This is a genomic window from Tabrizicola sp. (assembly GCF_031377265.1).
Taxonomy (GTDB): Bacteria; Pseudomonadota; Alphaproteobacteria; order Rhodobacterales; family Rhodobacteraceae; genus JAUYQR01.
Genome location: NZ_JANMET010000297.1, coordinates 1 through 15,508 on the forward strand (window position 1 = coordinate 1; position 15,508 = coordinate 15,508).

At 63.4% G+C, this 15,508-nt stretch carries 12 protein-coding genes and 1 pseudogene; 8 read left to right on the forward strand and 5 right to left on the reverse strand.

Features of this window, described 5'->3' with window-relative positions; genetic code table 11:
* The 6 genes and pseudogenes from glyS to glmM all read left to right on the forward strand — a co-directional run.
* Positions 1-1,553: pseudogene (gene glyS, locus RMO18_RS16375) on the forward strand (glycine--tRNA ligase subunit beta); the annotation flags it as partial.
* Positions 1,554-1,643: 90 nt separating this feature from the next.
* A complete protein-coding gene (locus tag RMO18_RS16380; protein ID WP_405054093.1) occupies positions 1,644-4,190 on the forward strand; it encodes a putative PEP-binding protein in 2,547 nt (848 codons plus the stop codon).
* Between the two features lie 193 nt (positions 4,191-4,383).
* Entirely contained in the window at positions 4,384-5,082 is a 699-nt protein-coding gene (locus tag RMO18_RS16385) for a cell wall hydrolase (protein WP_309667344.1), read from the forward strand.
* Positions 5,083-5,199: 117 nt separating this feature from the next.
* Complete coding sequence (locus RMO18_RS16390; protein ID WP_309667346.1) at positions 5,200-6,108, forward strand: dihydroneopterin aldolase; 909 nt, start codon at positions 5,200-5,202, stop codon at positions 6,106-6,108.
* Positions 6,109-6,153: 45 nt separating this feature from the next.
* Entirely contained in the window at positions 6,154-7,161 is a 1,008-nt protein-coding gene (gene folP / locus RMO18_RS16395; RefSeq protein ID WP_309667348.1) for a dihydropteroate synthase, read from the forward strand.
* On the forward strand, positions 7,158-8,501 hold the full coding sequence (gene glmM / locus RMO18_RS16400; RefSeq protein ID WP_309667349.1) for a phosphoglucosamine mutase: 1,344 nt from the start codon (positions 7,158-7,160) through the stop codon (positions 8,499-8,501). The genes folP and glmM overlap by 4 nt, the downstream gene beginning before the upstream one ends.
* A gap of 70 nt (positions 8,502-8,571) precedes the next feature.
* Here glmM and RMO18_RS16405 read toward each other — a convergent pair whose 3' ends face one another.
* Positions 8,572-8,703, reverse strand: coding sequence for a hypothetical protein (locus RMO18_RS16405; protein WP_309667351.1), 132 nt, complete (start codon positions 8,701-8,703; stop codon positions 8,572-8,574).
* A gap of 4 nt (positions 8,704-8,707) precedes the next feature.
* The gene (locus RMO18_RS16410; protein ID WP_309667353.1) at positions 8,708-9,436 is read right to left on the reverse strand and encodes a hypothetical protein; all 729 of its coding nucleotides are present in this window, start codon (positions 9,434-9,436) and stop codon (positions 8,708-8,710) included.
* Between the two features lie 379 nt (positions 9,437-9,815).
* Here RMO18_RS16410 and RMO18_RS16415 point away from each other — a divergent pair, with 379 nt between their 5' ends.
* The gene (locus tag RMO18_RS16415; RefSeq protein WP_309667354.1) at positions 9,816-10,832 is read left to right on the forward strand and encodes a LacI family DNA-binding transcriptional regulator; all 1,017 of its coding nucleotides are present in this window, start codon (positions 9,816-9,818) and stop codon (positions 10,830-10,832) included.
* Here the strand turns inward: RMO18_RS16415 and RMO18_RS16420 are convergent.
* From RMO18_RS16420 to RMO18_RS16430, 3 genes are read right to left on the reverse strand one after another with little or no spacing between them, the layout of a single operon-like run.
* On the reverse strand, positions 10,819-11,976 hold the full coding sequence (locus tag RMO18_RS16420; RefSeq protein ID WP_309667355.1) for a Gfo/Idh/MocA family oxidoreductase: 1,158 nt from the start codon (positions 11,974-11,976) through the stop codon (positions 10,819-10,821). The genes RMO18_RS16415 and RMO18_RS16420 overlap by 14 nt on opposite strands.
* An 11-nt stretch (positions 11,977-11,987) precedes the next feature.
* The gene (locus RMO18_RS16425) at positions 11,988-12,881 is read right to left on the reverse strand and encodes a TIM barrel protein (RefSeq protein ID WP_309667357.1); all 894 of its coding nucleotides are present in this window, start codon (positions 12,879-12,881) and stop codon (positions 11,988-11,990) included.
* A 5-nt stretch (positions 12,882-12,886) separates the two neighbouring features.
* Positions 12,887-14,017 (reverse strand): Gfo/Idh/MocA family oxidoreductase, encoded by a 1,131-nt coding sequence (locus RMO18_RS16430; protein ID WP_309667358.1) that lies wholly within the window; start codon positions 14,015-14,017, stop codon positions 12,887-12,889.
* A gap of 124 nt (positions 14,018-14,141) precedes the next feature.
* Between RMO18_RS16430 and RMO18_RS16435 the strand changes: the two genes are divergently transcribed.
* Positions 14,142-15,508, forward strand: a 1,367-nt coding sequence (locus RMO18_RS16435; protein ID WP_309667360.1) for a thiamine pyrophosphate-binding protein, incomplete at its 3' end; no start/stop codon positions are given.

The following is a 15,508-nucleotide window of genomic DNA, read 5'->3' on the forward strand; positions in this document are numbered from 1 at the left end:
GACGACTATGTGGTCAAGCTGAAGCGGGCGTTTGTGGTGCTGGATAGTGCTGAGCGCGAGGCGGCGATCTGGCAGGCGGCCACGAATGCGGCGTTTGCAGCAGGGATGGAGGTCGTGCCGGACGCGGGGCTGCTGACCGAGGTGGCGGGGCTGGTCGAATGGCCGATGGTGCTGCTGGGGCGGATTGCGCCGGAGTTCCTGGACCTGCCGCCGGAGGTGCTGCAGACGTCGATGAAGGAGCATCAGAAGTTCTTTTCGGTCGGGGCGAAGTCGGGGCGCATCGAAGGGTTTGTCACCGTCGCCAACATCGAGGCGGCGGATGGCGGGGCCACGATCCTGAAGGGCAACCAGAAGGTGCTGTCGGCGCGGCTGTCGGATGCGAAGTTCTTTTGGGAGAATGACTTGCGGGTGGCGAAGGCGGGGATGGGCGAGTGGGTGGAGGGGCTGCGCGCGGTGACCTTCCATGGCAAGCTTGGGTCTCAGGCCGAGCGGGTGGAGCGGATTGCAGCCTTGGCGCGGGAGATTGCGCCGATGGTGGGCGCTGATCCGGCGCTGGCCGAACAGGCGGCGCGGGTGGCCAAGGCGGACCTGCGGTCAGCCATGGTGGGCGAGTTTCCGGAGCTGCAGGGGCTGATGTCATGTACTACGCTCGCGCGGCGGGGATGCCGGAGGCGGTGGCCGATGCCGCGCGCGACCACTATTCGCCGCTGGGGCCTTCGGACGCGGTGCCGGTGGAACCCGTGTCGGTGGCCGTGGCGCTGGCCGACAAGATCGACACGCTGACCGGGTTCTGGGCGATTGATGAAAAGCCGACCGGAAGCAAGGACCCCTACGCGCTGCGGCGGGCGGCGTTGGGGGTTATTCGGTTGGTGGTGGGGAACGGGGTGCGGATTAGCCTTCGTGGTAAAGTAGCCTACTTTGTTGTCCAATTGGGATTCGCTGCCAAAATTCTCGATCGTGTAGGCTCCAAGGACGTTCAGACTGATCGTTATTCAGCTGCGTTGTACGAAGTTGGAAACTCAGTAGCTTCCGACCTCCTCGCCTTCCTCCACGACCGCCTCAAGGTCTACCTCAAGGATCAGGGCATCCGCCATGACATCATTGACGCCTGCCTTGCAATGCCGGGGAATGATGATCTGACGCTGCTTGTGAAGCGCGCGGATGCTCTGGCGGCGGTGATGAAGACCGAGGATGGGGCGAACCTGCTGGCCGGCTACAAGCGCGCCAACAACATCCTGAGCCAGGCCGAGGCGAAGGATGGCGTCGAATATTCCTACGGCGCGGATGTGAAGTTCGCGGACAATGATGAGGAGCGGGCGCTTTTTGCAGCACTTGATGCTGCAGAGGCGAAGATCGCGCCCGCCATGGCGGCGGAGGATTTTGCGACGGCGATGGCGGCGATGGCCGCCTTGCGCGCGCCGATGGATGCGTTCTTCACGGCAGTGCAGGTGAACGCGGACAGCGCGATTGTCCGGCGCAACCGGTTGAATCTGCTCAGCCGTATCCGCACCATCTGTTCCGGGGTTGCCGACCTTTCGCGCATCGACGGTTAGTACTTCAGCAATTTTTCTGCGAATGCTGACATGTCACGCTTGTATGACAGCGCTTTCTGCGTATCCTCCGCGCGAGCGAAAGGTGCTGCGGTGCAGAAACACGACCCGATTCCAGAGTTCTCACTGATCGACCCCACCGCGCAAATCGCGGCGGCCACCCACGGCTGGCGTGCGAAATGCCTGCAGCGGCTGGTGCGGCTTGAGCTGCCGGTGCCGAAATCTGTGGCGCTGCCGGCCACCACGGTGCGGGCGATTGCGGCGGGGCATGGGGTTGACGCGGGCGGCATTCTGGAACGGTTCGGCGACGGGCCGCTGATCTCGGTCCGCCCGTCACCCGCCAACCCTGATTGGGGTGGGCCTGCGACCATCCTCAATATCGGGATGAACACCAAACGCCATGCCCGGCTGGCCGAAACCCATGGCGAGACGGCGGCGGATGCGCTGTTCGTGCGGTTCGTGCAGGCCTATGCCATCCATGTCGCACGGCTGGACCCGGATGTGTTTGACAGCATCAAACCGGGGCCGGGGGCGCTGCGCGAAGTTCTGCGCCACTATGAGATGGAGACGGACGAGCCGTTCCCGGCGGACCCGGCGGTGCAGCTTTCAGAGGTGCTGCGCAGCATGGCGCGGGCGTGGGAGGGCACATCGGCGCGACTGCTGCGCCAGGCCAAGGGTGCGCCGGAAGAGGCGGCGCTGGGCCTGGTGGTGCAGGAAATGGCGCAGGGCATCGGCCAGGGGATTTCCGGGTCTGGTGTCATCCAGTTCGTTGATCCGGTGACCGGTGTGCAACTGATCAAGGGGCGCTATCTGGGGCAAAGCCAGGGCCGCGATGCGCTGAAGACGACCGAAGCGTTGTATCTAACGCGCGATCCGCGCGGGCCGTCGCTTGAAGATGTGGCGCCGGAGCTGTTCGAGGCGCTGGTGGCGCATGGCGCGGTCTGCCGGGCGCGGCTGCGCGAGGAAATGCAGATCGAATTCACCGTCGAGGATGGCCGCCTGGCGGTGCTGGACGCGGTGAAGGTGCAGCGTTCGGCACGGGCGGGATTGCGCATTGCGGTGGCGCTGGCGGAAGACGAGGTGATCACGCGCGAAGAGGCGGTGCTACGAGTAGAGCCGCGCGCGCTGTCGGAACTGCTGCATCATCAGGTCGATCCGACCGGGCCGCGCGATGTGTTTGCGCGCGGGATTGCGGCCAGTCCGGGGGCGGCGACGGGCAAGCTGGTGTTTTCCTCGCAGGCTGCACAGGCCAGTGCCTCGAAAGGTGAGCCGTGTATTCTGGTGCGGCGCGAAACCGCGCCGGAGGACATTCGCGGCATGCATTCGGCGGCGGCAGTGCTAACCGAACGCGGCGGGATGACCAGCCATGCGGCGGTGATTGCTCGGGGCCTCGGGCTGCCCTGCGTGGTGGGCGCATCGGAAATGCGGCTGGAGGCGCGCGACAAAAAGCTGACAGCGGCGGATGGCCGGGTGTTCCACGAGGGCGACGTGATCACGCTGGACGGATCGAAGGGCGAGGCTTTGGCGGGCGCTGCGGAAATGCTGCCACCAGCGCTGGATGACAGTTTCCGCCGGCTGCTGAGCTGGGCTGACGAGATGCGCGACATCGGCATCCGCGCCAACGCCGACACGCCGGCGGACGCAGAAACAGCGCGCAAGTTCGAGGCGCAGGGGATCGGGCTGTGCCGGACGGAACATATGTTCTTTGACGAAGACCGGTTGATCGTGATGCGCGAGATGATCTTTGCCGACACGCCGCAGGACAGGGCGCTGGCTTTGGCCCGGTTGCTGCCGATGCAGCGCGCCGATTTCGTTCAACTATTTGAGATCATGCAGGGATTGCCGGTCTGCATCCGGCTGTTCGACCCGCCGTTGCACGAGTTTCTGCCGCAGTCGCGCGAGGGCTTGCGGGAGTTGGCCGAGGCGCTGGACCGGCCGTTGTCCGAGGTGGTGCGGCGGGCCGAGGCGCTGACCGAAGTGAACCCGATGCTGGGCATGCGGGGGGTGCGGCTGGGGGTCGTGCTGCCTGAGATCTACGACATGCAGGTACAGGCGATCTTTGAGGCCACGCTGGAATCGGCGCGGCGGGGTACGCCGGTGGTACCGGAAATAATGATCCCGCTGGTGTCGGCCAAGCGTGAGGTGGAACTGGTCAAGACCCGGATCGATGCTGTCGCCGCGATGGTGAAATCACGGGCCAAAGCGGATTTCGACTTCAAGCTGGGGGTGATGGTGGAAACGCCGCGTGCAGCATTGCGGGCGGGCGAGATTGCGCAGCATGCATCGTTCCTTTCGTTCGGCACCAATGACCTGACGCAGATGACCTATGGCCTGAGCCGCGACGATGCCGGGCGCTTTATGAACACCTATGTGCGTCAGGGCGTATTCCCCGAGGATCCGTTCCAGATTCTGGACGTGGACGGGGTGGGAGAGCTGCTGCTGATCGGGGCGGAACGCGGGCGAAAGACGCGCTCGGATCTGACCTTGTCGATCTGCGGCGAGCATGGCGGCAACCCCGAATCGATAGAATTCTGCCGGAAAGCCGGGTTTGACTATGTATCCTGTTCGCCATACCGGGTGCCAATGGCCCGTCTGGCAGCAGCGCATCTTGCGTTGAATGATCGCAAGAATAATTTGTAATAACAGAAATTTACGAGACATTGCGAAGAGTGCACATTAAGAAACTCGGCGAGTTTCCGCCTAAATTTTGCCATTTTTTGTGGCAGTTTGGCCACAGGTGTGGACCCCACCTGGCAAGTTGACTACCCCCCCGTCCGATTGCCGGGCGGCTGAGCCATTGCCGGGCCTTGAAATGACTGGACGATGAATGCGGATGAGTTTCCGATTGCCGCTGTGTGCGGGATTGCTGGCGATTGGCGTTCTGGCCAATGCTGGGCTGGCGGATGTAACGCTTAGCGAAAAGAACGACCCGGCAGCTGTGCTTGCTGGTGAGATGACGGCATTGCTGAAGACCGAGAAGCTGCAATTGCAGAAACTGCCCGCGCCCAAGCTGTCGCAGATAGCCATTGGCCCAGAGGCGACGAAGGCCCGCGTCTGGGTCAAGACCGGCAAGAGTGCCGAGATGCCGTTCGAAGTTTCGGCGGCCTGGCTGGCGGCACAGCCCGCTCCCGAAGGTGATGCCGAGTGGCAATGCCTGACCGAGGCGCTGTATTTCGAAGCGCGTGGCGAAAGCCTGCAAGGCCAGTTTGCCGTGGCCGAAGTGATCCTGAACCGGGTGAAGAGCCCGCTTTATCCACGCACCGTCTGTGGCGTGGTCAAACAACGTGGCGGTGGCGGTTGCCAGTTTTCCTATGTTTGCGATGGCCGGGCCGACCGGATGAGCGAACGCGGAGCGAAAGACCGGGCCGGGCGGATCGCACGGGCCATGCTGGATGGCGCGCCAAGCGACCTGACCGAAGGCGCCACGCATTTTCATACCGGCAACGTGCGTCCTGCATGGGCCAAGCGGTTTCCGATGACCGCTTCGATCGGGGCGCACCGGTTTTACCGCCAGCCGGGCGCCAGCGGCTGATCGTGCGCATGTCGCGGCGCTTGCCCTGAGTGCCGCGTTCGAGGTAGGGCGTCCCAACACAAGAGCTATGCTTGATCACCGGCGGCCGGGTTCCGTCCGGTCGCGGAGGCTGCCACGATGATCAGCGACAGTGAGCTTGCCTTTGCGCACCCCGAAGCACGGGCGGAGGCCTCATCCAGCGCCGACCCGCGTGACCGGATATCGTTGCGCGATCACTTGGTCGAGGCCGATATCGGGGCATTTCAGCAAGAGCGCGGCCATAAGCAGCGGCTGAAGTTCAACGTCGTGGTTGAGGTACGCCCCGCGCCTGCGCCACTGGAAGATGATGTCGACCGCATCCTGAGTTACGACAAGATCACCGAAGCGATTGCTGCAGAATTGGTAGCTGAGCGGCTTAACCTTTTGGAAACACTGGCAGAGCGGGTGGCTGAGCGGGTGCTGGCGGAACCTGCGGCGATGCGGATCTTTGTGCGCATCGAAAAGCTTGATGTCGGGCCCTATGCGCTGGGCGTGGAAATCGTGCGGTCACGTGCCGAGGTGCCGATGGCACTTACCGGGACGGATGGTACAGAGACTGCGGTGCATCCATTGGTGGTGTATCTGGACGATGCGGCAATTGCCGACCCGGGGTTGCCGAAACGGCTGGATGCGTTGCAGGCGCGCGGCTTGCCGATGATCTTGACGGCGGGTCTGCCCGACCTGCCGCGTCCGGTGACCGGACACCGCCCGACACAACGCCGGATCGACCTGCTGGCCATTGAGCAGAGTGCATGGGCATTGGCTGCGCGCGACGCGCGCTGTGTGGTGGTGGCAACCCGGACCGAGATCGACTGGGCGATGCGGCGCGGGCAAACCGTGGTCTGGGCGCCGTTAAAGCTGGTGCTGGATGCCGTGGATGGCCCGCAGGGGGCAGCGCCGGTGACGCTGGCGCTGTGGCTGGCCGAGGTGCTGGCGGCCACCGCAATTGTCATTCACGGCAATGTTGCAATCCCGGCAGGAAGCCGCGTGCCGGTTGAACGCGCTTGAGGCTTTTGCTTGCCAAGACGCGGGGCATCGGCCACTGCCAACGCCATGAGATACCTGCGACCGATTGCGATGACGGATGCCGCCCGGCCCAAGGGTGCATTGCCGCTGGCCGGAGGCTGGTGCTGGTTTGACCGGGTCGAAGTGCTGCGCCGGGGTGCGGCGGGCGAGGTGATCGCGGCGGTCGACTGCCCGGACGAGGATTTGGAGCGGCTCTGCGCCCCGCGCGTCGATTTTGCCGGTCTGAGTCTGGACCGCCCCCGCATCATGGGCATCTTGAACGTGACGCCTGACAGCTTTTCCGATGGGGGGTTGTTTCTGGACCCACAGATCGCGCAGGCGCACGCGCGCGGCATGACAGAGGCTGCGGACATCATCGACATAGGTGGCGAAAGCACGCGACCTGGGGCGATTGAAGCGACTGATGAAGAGGAACTCAGCCGCACCGTGCCGGTGATCGCCGCACTGCGGGCCGGGGGGCTGCAGGAAGTGGTTTCGATCGATACACGCAAGGCGGCGGTGGCCGAGGCGGCGTTGCGGGCTGGTGCGGACGTGGTAAACGACGTGTCCGCGCTGGGGTTTGATCCGGACATGGGGCCGCTGATCGCGCGTGAGGGCGCGCCGGTGGTCCTGATGCATGCCCAAGGCGCGCCCGCGACGATGCAGGATGATCCGCGCTATGGCGATGTGCTTTTGGACGTCTACGATGCTCTGGCGGCGAGGATCGCGGCGGCAGAGGCCTTTGGAATTGCGCGCAGCCGGATCGCGGTGGATCCGGGGATCGGCTTTGGCAAGACGTCGGCGCATAACCTTGCGCTGATAAGGGGGTTGTCATTGTTCCACGGGCTTGGCTGCCCTATCCTGCTTGGGGCGTCGCGCAAGCGGTTCATCGGCAGCATTGGGCAGGCGGCAGAGGCCAGTGACAGGATGCCGGGGTCGATTGCGGTGGCGCTGGCCGGGGTGGCGCAGGGGGTGCAGATGCTACGCGTGCATGACGCGGCTGAGACGCGGCAGGCCTTGCGGCTTTGGGCGGCAATGAACGGGGGCGAGGCATGACAGGAAAGCTTTTCGGAACGGACGGGGTGCGCGGGCTTGCCAATACCTATCCGATGACAGCTGAGGTCGCTTTGCGTCTGGGTGCTGCGGCCGGACGGTTCTTTCGGCGGGATGGGTCTTCCGCGCACCGGGTGGTGATCGGCAAGGACACACGGCTGTCAGGCTACATGCTGGAAAACGCGTTGACGGCGGGGCTGACCTCGACGGGAATGAACGTGCTGCTGGTGGGGCCCATGCCGACGCCAGCGGTGGGGTTTCTGACACGGTCGATGCGGGCTGACCTCGGCGTGATGATCAGTGCCAGTCACAACCCGCACCAGGACAACGGCATCAAGTTCTTCGGGCCGGATGGCTTTAAGCTGTCGGATGCCGCCGAGGCCGAGATCGAAGAAATGGTCGAAGGCGAGATCATTCCTGCGAAGCCCGAGAATATCGGTCGTGCCAAGCGGATCGAGGACGCGCGCGGGCGATATCAGGAATATGCCAAGACGACGTTTCCGGCGGGTCTGAGGCTGGACGGGCTGAAGGTGGTGATCGATTGCGCCAATGGTGCCGCCTACAAGGCCGCGCCCGAGGTGCTGTGGGAACTGGGTGCCGAAGTGATCCCGGTGGGGGTTAGTCCGAACGGCACCAACATCAATCATCGGGTTGGGTCGACCCATACCGAGACGGCGGCGGAGGCCGTGGTGGCGCACGGCGCGCATGTGGGCATTTGCCTTGATGGCGATGCGGACCGGGTGATGATTCTGGATGAACATGGCCGGGTGGCGGACGGCGACCAGATCATGGCGCTGTTGGCCGGGCGCTGGGCCGACGAGGGCCGCCTGACCGGTGGCGCGCTGGTGGCGACTGTGATGTCGAACCTTGGGCTGGAACGGTTTTTGGCCGCGCGCGGGCTCAGGCTTGAACGCACCTCGGTTGGCGACCGCAATGTGGTGGAACGGATGCGCGAGGGCGGCTTCAATCTGGGGGGCGAGCAGTCTGGGCATATCGTGATGACCGACTATGCGACCACCGGTGACGGCTTGATCGCAGGGTTGCAGTTCCTGGCCGAAATGGTGCGCAGCGGCAAAGCGGCGTCCGAGCTGACGCGGAATTTCGAGACAGTGCCGCAGCTGTTGAAGAACGTCCGCTTTGCCAATGGCGGGCGACCGCTGGAGGCGGCGGCTGTGCAGGCAGTGATCGCGGCGAATGAGGTCAGGATGCAGGGCCGGGGGCGGATTCTGATCCGCGCGTCGGGGACCGAGCCGTTGATCCGGGTGATGGCGGAATGTGAAGATGCCGTGTTCATGACCGGGGTGGTGGACGAGATTGTGGCCGCGCTGGAGGCAGTTGTCTGAGGCGCATAGCCCTCCGGCAGCAAGTAAGGTCAGGATGTTTCCAGGGGCATCGCCTTTAGCGTGAACTGCGTCAGGCCTGCGCAGGTTTCGCCAGCCGTGACTGCAAGACCACCACTGTGAACAGGACTGCGCCCCGCACCACCGATTGCCAATAGGCTGACAGCGAAATCCAACCCATGCTGGTCTTGAAGGTGAGGATCATGAGGTTATGCCCAAAAGCATTGTGCCTGCCAGCGTGCCTCAGATCGACCCCTTGCCACCGGTGAGCAGCGCCCCCCGCTATGACCGAGGCGATGATGAACAGCCCCCGGCCCATACCTTCGGTCTGCTGGCCCGCGCCGATTTGAGCGGCAAGGATCACCCCTGCCACGTCCGCGCAGGCGCCCCGAGATGCGGTGGCGGCAAAAGATCGTACGAGTGAACGGCGGGGCCATCAGGCGCGAGGCATCTTCGCCCCCAACCACAGCAAAGGCATGGCGACCAAAGGCGGCGTGAGACAAGACGATCGCGCTGACGAAATAGGCCGCAAGGGCAATGATGGCAGGGATTGGAAAGCCGAGGGTAAAGCCAGTAAGGTGGCCGAACACGTCTGAATTATCGCTGTCTACCCATTCGCCCCGAATAGCAGTCAGGATGACGCCCTGACCCAAGCCGGTAAAGGCAGTGTCGTAAGGCACGGAGACCGTTTCCTTATGTGCCGGCAACAGGGTGGTGCCCGAGGCGGCCAGCATGACGGCCAAAGTCGTGATGATCGGCAGGATCTTGAGGCGCGTGGAATGGCTTTCCGACTGCAGCGTTGGACATGCAACCATCGTCGCCACGCTGGTGCTGATGGTGACAGGGCGGGTGGCGCACCGGATGATCCGCCGTGCCAGCGGTATCGGCGAGGTGACTGTAGTGGCCCTTACTGCCCAAGGTGCGCGGGTCGGCCTCATTGACCTGCAGCGCTGCAGTCGGGCCATTGTCTGCAACTGGCCAGCTTGTTCTTTGACCACGTATTGCAGTCGCGCGATGTCTTTCTGGCGCGTTTCGTGTGGCGGAAATGGGGTCCGTCTATAGCCTGTTTTGGAATTTCTCGGTGACCCCCGGGCGTGCAACGCGATAGTGAACAGAAATTTTCCGAAGCGCTTTTCAGAAAGGCCGAACCAAACTTCATGCAAGTGCCGCAGAAGCGTGGCGCAAGGGAACCGCGTGCTGCAGAGCATTTTGCAATGAAACTCTTGCAACCGGTTGCGCAGGCGATGGGCATGGCGTTGTGTTGCGCCGTGCGGTGTCAGCGGCTATCTGTTGATCCGGCAGCAGAGGTCATAACGAATGCAGGTCACGCTGAAACAGGTGGCGGCGCAGGCAGGGGTCTCTACCTCGGCAGTGTCGCGCACATTTACCGAAGGCGCTTCGGTTTCTGACAAGACGCGTCACAAGGTTGAAACCGCCGCCGCCGCGTTGGGCTATAGCCCGAATGTGCTGGCCAGCAGCCTGACCACCGGACGCACGAAGATGATCGGACTGGTTTCTAACAACTTTCACAACCCGGTCTTCCTTGAGGTTTTCGATCAGTTTACCAGTGGGCTGCAAGCAAAGGGATTGCGGCCTCTGCTGGTCAACCTGTCGGATGTGGAGGAGCCGGATGGTCTGCTGCGCCTGTTGCGCCAGTACTCCGTTGATGGGGTAATCATTGCGTCTTCGACCGTTCCGCCCGCATTCCCGCGCGCCTTCACGGCTGCGGGCATTCCGATTGTGCATTCGTTCGGACGGTATTCGGCCTCGCAAGGCGTTCATGTCGTGGGCATCGACAACATCGACTGCGGGCGGATTGCGGCGCGGACGCTTGTCGCGCGAGGCTATCAGAGGGTGGGTTTTCTGGGCGGACCTGCAACCGCTACCACAACGCAAGATCGCTGGACGGGATTTCAGCAGGAGCTGTCGGCCCACCCGCAAATCCACCTGAGCCACAGCTTTGCCGCCGCCTATTCCTACGATGCGGGCGAGGCGGAGATGGCACGCCTGCTGACTGGCACGCCAGCCGAGGCGTATTTCTGCGGTGACGATGTGCTTTCGATCGGGGCGATGAGCGCAATCCGGACGGCAGGGTTATGCGTGCCGGAAGACATTGGCATACTTGGCCTGAACGATATGGAGATGTCGCGGTGGGCGCTGATCAATCTGACCACGATCCGCCAGCCTATCCCCGAGATTATCGCGGCATCGTTGGACGTGATCGTGTCGCAGATCGAGGATCCGGGCCGGTCCACCGAAGCCCGGATCTTTCCTTGCGCGTTGGTCGAGCGCGGAACCCTGCGCCCGTTGCCCGCCGGGATCAGCGAAACATAGGCGGGCGGGCGTCAGTCCAGGCGCCGTTGGCTTTGCCTGACTGCGCCACCGCGAACACTGCTGCCATCGAGCGCAGGCCGTCTTCGGCCTTGGGGAAAAGATCGGCGGCAGGGTCCATCGGGCGGCCTTGCTTGCGGGCATGGATCGCTTCGGCGAGGTCCTTGTAGATGTTGGCGAAGGCCAGCGGCATGCCTTCGGCATGGCCGACGGTGACGCGGCTTGCCCTATCCGCTTCGGGTGAAAGGTTGCCTTCGCCCCGTTCGATGACCTGCAGGCGCTGCTTCAGCGGCATGTAGTAAAGTTGGTTCGGCTGTTCCTGTGTCCAGCGCAAGCCGCCGGTTTCGCCAAACACCTGAATGCCAAGGCCATGTTGGCGCCCAATGGCGATGGACGATGTCCACAGCCGCCCGACGGCTCCGCCGCTCATCCGGAAGTTCACCATGGCGTCGTCTTCCAGCACCCGGCTCGGGATCGCCGAGACGCAGTCGGCTGACAGCTTTTCAACCTCCTGGCCGGTCACGAAACTGGCCATGTGCATTGCGTGGATGCCGCAATCGGCGAACTGGGCCGAGATACCGGCCTGTGCCGGGTCATAGCGCCAGCGCACCCGCGGGTTTTCTGCATCGGCTGCGTCGGCATGGTGGCCATGCGCGAATTCGGCGTTCACAACGCGAACTTTGCCGATGTCGCCGCGTGCCACCATCGCCCGCATATGACGCACGAGGGCATAGCCGGTGTAGCCGTAGTTCACCGCGCAGATCGCGCCGGTTGCCCGGGAAATCCGCACGATTTCTTCGCCTTCCTCCACGGTCATTGTCATCGGCTTTTCGCACAAGACGTGGAACCCTGCCTCGAGGAAAGCCTTGGTGATCGGGAAATGTGTGGCGTTCGGGGTGGCCACGGTCACCAGATCGACCCGGTCGGGCCGGTCCTTTTCGCCCGCCAGCATCTCTTGCCAGCTGCCATAGGCCCGATCCGCCGCCAGACCAAGACGCTGGCCGTAAGCGCGCCCTTCGTCTGGACGGTGGTCCAAAGCCCCGGCAACGAAGGCGAATTCCCCGTCAACCCGGGCCCCAAGGCGATGCGCCGGGCCGATCTGACTGCCGTCGCCGCCACCGATCATGCCCCAATTCAAGATTGCCATGTCCATAATCCTCAGTTGAAGCCGATCGAGGCAAGATATTCGCGGTTGGCCCGTGCGTCGTCTAGTGGGCGGACATCGAGGGTCGGGTCGCAGTCTTGTTCAACGGTACACCAGCCGTCAAAGCCCGCATCGATCAGCAATTGCCGCACGGCGGGGAAATCCACGTCGCCCTTGCCAAGATTGCAGAAAATGCCCTGACCGCAGGCGTCATAAAATCCGGTCCGGTTGGCAATTGCGCTGGCTTTCACGACGGGGTTGATGTCCTTGAAGTGCATGTAACTGATCCGCCCCATATGGCGGCGCATGAAAGCCACGGGGTCAAAGCCAGCGTAGGAATGGTGGCCGGTGTCGAAGCAGATCTTCAGGATGCTGTCGTCGACCTCGTTCAGCAACCGCTCCAGCTCGGGTTCAAAGTCGATGAACCCAGCGGCATGGGCGTGGATGCCGACGGTCAAGCCGTAGTCTTCGGCCCCGATTCGGGCGATGATTGCGATCCGGTCGCGGAAGGCGATCCATTCGTCGCGGCCCATCTGTTCGGCTTCGGCTGCGCGTCCGGCGGTGGGGGCGCGGCGTGGCGAAATGCTGTCGATCAGCACCAGATGCTTTGCTCCGTGCGAGGTCAACGCCTTGCAGGTGCGGTGCGCTGCATCCAGCACCTCGTCCCAAGCAGCGGGATCGTGGAATGGGCGGAAGACGACCCCGCCAATCAGGCTGAGGCCATTTTCCGCCAGCGCTTCGGCCAGAATGACCGGATCTTCGGGCATGAAGCCGACAGGCCCCAGCTCGATCCCGCGGTAGCCAGCCGCCGCACAGTCTTTCAGAACCGAACGCCAATCAGGGTTGCGCGGGTCTTGGGCAAATTCGACGCCCCAGGAACAGGGGGCATTGCCAATCTCTATCGTCATTCGGGTCACCTTGTCGTGGGAGAAGCGGTTGGAACCGGCAGCCAGGCCTTTTGCGCCGAAGACTGGCGCGCGGTGGCGACGATCTGCATGACGTCCAGACCATCGCGGAAGGTCGGCCAGACGGGTTTGCCGGTGTCGATGGCGCGCAGGAAATCATGCGCCTCGATGATGATCTGGTCCTGATAGCCAGTGCCATGGCCCGGTCCCTGACAGAAGGGCAGGTAGTCCGGGTGTTCGGGTCCGGTCAGAATCTTGCGAAAGCCACGCAACGCCTCGGGGCCTTCCGCGAGATAGAGCCAGAGCGCGTTCTGATCTTCCTGATCAAAGCGGATGGCGCCTTTGGTCCCTGTGATTTCATAGGCATAGCCCATCTTGCGGCCCAAGGCCACGCGGCTGAAAAACAGATGCCCCATTGCCCCATTTGCAAAGCGGCACATGATCTGGGCCTGATCATCATTCGTCACCGCCTCGGGTCCGTTCGGGCCGGGGCGGGTACGGTGGACGGTTTCAATTTCGGCCGACAGGGTGGCGATTGGCCCGACAAGAGCGAGCGCCGCGTTGATAATGTGGGGGGCAAGATCCCCCATCGTGCCGTTCGCGTCGCCGCGGGTGCGCCAACTGGCGGGCAGGGTTGCGTCAGCGAAGAAATCCTCGGTATGTTCGCCACGAAACCAGACCACATCGCCGATCTGGCCAGTAGCGATCAACTGGCGGGCAAACTGCGTGGCGGGTGTGCGGACATAGTTGAAGCCGGTCATGTTGATCACGCCAGCCATTTCGGCAGCCGCCACCATGGCAGCGCTGTCGCCAAGGCTGGCCCCCAGCGGCTTTTCGCACAACACCGGCTTGCCAAGAGCAAACGCCGCTTCGGCGATGGCGCGATGGGTTTCCTGCGGCGATGCGATGACGACCGCCTGCACCAGCGGATCGGCAACCAGCACACGCCAATCAGAGGTGGCGCGGGAAAATCCGTAGGCCTGTCGGTAGGTTTCGGCAGAGGCGGGCGTCGTGGCGCAAACCATCTCCAGCACCGGGCGCAACCGCGTGTTGAACACCGCGCCCACCGCCTGCATCGCCACAGCATGAGCCTTGCCCATGTAGCCGCCACCGACAATGCCAATTCCGATCTTCATCATTCTGGGCAGCTTTCCATCAGGCTACTTGCAAGCGGTTGCAAAATGTCTATCCTTGGTCGGGTAACCTTCGCAACCGAATTCTGACACCCCTTTGCGCAAAAATCGCCACGCGACCGGAGAAACCATGTCTGACACCATCCGCCTTACCACAGCGCAGGCGATCATCCGCTTTCTTGCGAGCCAGTTCATCGAGATCGATGGCGTGCGCCAACGGCTTTGTGGCGGCGGTTTCGGGATCTTCGGGCATGGCAATGTGACCTGCCTGGGTGAGGCGCTGTATGACCACCGTACGGAGTTGCCGCTTTACCGGGGACAAAATGAACAGAGCATGGGCTTTGCTGCCGCCGCCTACGCCAAGTATCATCTACGCCAAAGGTTCATGTTCTGCACCGCGTCGGCTGGCCCGGGCACCTCAAACCTCCTGACGTCAGCGGCGCTGGCCCATGCCAACCGCCTGCCGATGCTGCTTTTGTGCGGCGATACCTACCTGACGCGGCTGCCCGATCCGGTGCTGCAACAGATGGAGCATTTCAACAACCCGACGCTTGGGGTCAACGATGCGTTCAAAGCGGTCAGCCGCTATTGGGACCGCATTACCCATCCTGCACAGGTGATCCAGTCCCTGCCAGCTGCGATTGCCACGATGCTGGACCCCGCCGATTGCGGCCCGGCCTTTATCGGCCTGCCGCAGGATGTCCAGGGTTGGGCGTATGACTATCCGGTCGGTCTGTTTCAGCCGCGCCTGCACCGTATCCGTCGCCAGCCGCCAGATGCGACGGAACTGGCCGATGCCGCAGCCCTGCTGAGAGGCGCGGAGCGCCCGCTGATCATTGCCGGGGGCGGCGTGCAATATTCCGGCGCGGTGGCCGAGCTGACGGCCTTTGCGCGGCACCACGACATCCCCGTGGTAGAAACCATTGCCGGTCGGGCGAACCTGCTGGTGACGGATCCCCTGAATATCGGGCCGGTCGGCGTGACCGGTTCCGACAGCGCCAATTGGGCGGCAGAGCGGGCCGATGTCATCCTTGCGGTGGGCACAAGGCTGCAGGATTTCACCACTGGCTCTTGGACGGCATTTGCCAAGGATGCCCGCATCATCGGCGTCAATGTCGGGCGGCATGATGCGGCCAAGCATTTGTCAATGCCTGTGGTTGGGGATGCAAAACTGGCGCTTTCTGCCTTGGGGGTGGCGCTGGGGGATCATTCGGCGCCAGCGGGCTGGACCAGACAAACCCAGGAACAACGCAAGATCTGGGACGCCTATGTGGCCCATAATACCGGCATCGGCAACGGCCCGGCCTCTTACGCGCAAGCCATTGGCATGGTGAACGCCATGTGCCACCCGCGCGACCGGGTGGTGGCTGCGGCAGGCGGTCTGCCCGCCGAGGTGACGGCCAACTGGCGCACCCTTGGCCTGGGCACGGTGGATGTGGAGTTCGGGTTTTCCTGCATGGGCTACGAGATTGCCGGGGGCTGGGGCGCGCGGATCGC

What these genes read in the sequence shown, in the direction of transcription:
- RMO18_RS16385 (WP_309667344.1), top strand. Translation starts at nt 4,384, where the DNA reads ATGAGTTTCCGATTGCCGCTGTGTGCGGGATTGCTGGCGATTGGCGTT.
- RMO18_RS16390 (WP_309667346.1), top strand. Translation starts at nt 5,200, where the DNA reads ATGATCAGCGACAGTGAGCTTGCCTTTGCGCACCCCGAAGCACGGGCG.
- folP (WP_309667348.1), top strand. Translation starts at nt 6,154, where the DNA reads ATGAGATACCTGCGACCGATTGCGATGACGGATGCCGCCCGGCCCAAG.
- glmM (WP_309667349.1), top strand. Translation starts at nt 7,158, where the DNA reads ATGACAGGAAAGCTTTTCGGAACGGACGGGGTGCGCGGGCTTGCCAAT.
- RMO18_RS16405 (WP_309667351.1), bottom strand. Translation starts at nt 8,703, where the DNA reads ATGATCCTCACCTTCAAGACCAGCATGGGTTGGATTTCGCTGTCAGCC.
- RMO18_RS16410 (WP_309667353.1), bottom strand. Translation starts at nt 9,436, where the DNA reads ATGAGGCCGACCCGCGCACCTTGGGCAGTAAGGGCCACTACAGTCACC.
- RMO18_RS16415 (WP_309667354.1), top strand. Translation starts at nt 9,816, where the DNA reads ATGCAGGTCACGCTGAAACAGGTGGCGGCGCAGGCAGGGGTCTCTACC.
- RMO18_RS16420 (WP_309667355.1), bottom strand. Translation starts at nt 11,976, where the DNA reads ATGGCAATCTTGAATTGGGGCATGATCGGTGGCGGCGACGGCAGTCAG.
- RMO18_RS16425 (WP_309667357.1), bottom strand. Translation starts at nt 12,881, where the DNA reads ATGACGATAGAGATTGGCAATGCCCCCTGTTCCTGGGGCGTCGAATTT.
- RMO18_RS16430 (WP_309667358.1), bottom strand. Translation starts at nt 14,017, where the DNA reads ATGATGAAGATCGGAATTGGCATTGTCGGTGGCGGCTACATGGGCAAG.